Raw genomic sequence first — 1,234 nt, forward strand, 5'->3', positions numbered from 1 at the left:
TGACGGCAAAGCGGCTTCGCGTTGCTTCAAAGTGTCCGCCCAGAATATCCTGTTCAGTGACCTTGGGATTGGAAAGAAACCGGTATGCTGCCTTCGTATTACACCAGTCTTGAAAAGCCATTGGAATGCTTTGCCCAATGCAGCTCCACAAACGCTCCAACACTAGCCGGAATCTCTTGCCAAGGCGTTCATCGCGAAACCGGCTTCGCCCAATTTCCTCATCCAACCAGGCATCGCCGGATTGAAACGCCGTATCAGAAGCAGTTTTCGCGTGCTGTCGCTTAGCCATTCCTCTCTGCCCGTCGTATGTGCATGCAATGACGTTAACAGAATCGTCCTTCGGTTAACAGAGGGTAGTGCTAAGAATTGTGGGTAATCGAAAGGTCAGTCCCATTTTGATGAACCTGTTCATGCATTACGCGTTCGACCATTGGATGCAGCGCACCAGTCCAAATTGCCCGTTTGCCCGCTATGCCGACGATGCGGTGGTTCATTGCCGCAGCCAGAAGCAGGCGGAATACATGATGCGGTCCATTGCATCACGGCTGGCGGCTTGCGGACTGACGATGCATCCCGAGAAATCGAAGGTCGTGTATTGCAAGGACAGCAATCGTGCCGAGCACCATCCGCATGTCAGCTTTACGTTCCTCGGCTTCACGTTCCGGCCGAGGAAGGCGTATAGCCAACACGACAGGCTATTTACCAGCTTCCTTCCGGGGGCTAGCAACGACGCCTTGAAGCGGATGCGGCAAACGGTGCGCAGGTGGCGGCTAAACAGACAGACTCATGTCAAGCTTGCCGACCTGGCGATGCTATACAACCCGGTGATACGAGGATGGTGGAACTACTATGGTGAATTTTACCAGACGGTCATGCTTCGCTTCTTCCAGCACATTGATCGTGCGCTTGAACGTTGGGCGGGGCGCAAGTACAAGACTCTTCACGGTCGTCATCGACGCAGTGCGGAATGGGTGCGCAAGATGCAGGTCGCAAACCCATCGTTGTTCCATCATTGGCGGGTCGCTGGATCAAAGGTTGGGTAACGGGAGCCGTATGACGCGAGAGTGTCACGTATGGTTCTGCGAGAGGCTCGAGGTGAAACTCCCCGGGCCTACTCACCACTTCGGGATGAAAATTCATATCGGGGTGGACAGCCAAACGGGGCTGACACACAGCGCCGTGGTGACAGCAGCGAACGTGCACGACAAACATGCGCTCCCTGATCTGCTGCATG

General features: G+C 54.8%; 2 protein-coding genes and 1 pseudogene. 2 read left to right on the plus strand and 1 reads right to left on the minus strand.

Features of this window, described 5'->3' with window-relative positions; translation table 11 throughout:
• Positions 1-289: IS4/Tn5 family transposase DNA-binding protein (locus AWB65_RS36170; RefSeq protein WP_200821879.1), on the minus strand; the 289-nt coding region annotated here is incomplete at its 3' end.
• Positions 290-368: 79 nt separating this feature from the next.
• Here AWB65_RS36170 and AWB65_RS34960 point away from each other — a divergent pair.
• Both AWB65_RS34960 and AWB65_RS34965 read left to right on the plus strand, forming a co-directional pair.
• Complete coding sequence (locus tag AWB65_RS34960) at positions 369-1,043, plus strand: reverse transcriptase domain-containing protein (protein WP_445344302.1); 675 nt, start codon at positions 369-371, stop codon at positions 1,041-1,043.
• A gap of 64 nt (positions 1,044-1,107) precedes the next feature.
• Positions 1,108-1,234 (plus strand): annotated as a pseudogene (locus tag AWB65_RS34965) (transposase); the annotation flags it as partial.

The sequence above is a fragment of the Caballeronia humi genome, from assembly GCF_001544475.1.
Lineage (GTDB): Bacteria > Pseudomonadota > Gammaproteobacteria > Burkholderiales > Burkholderiaceae > Caballeronia > Caballeronia humi.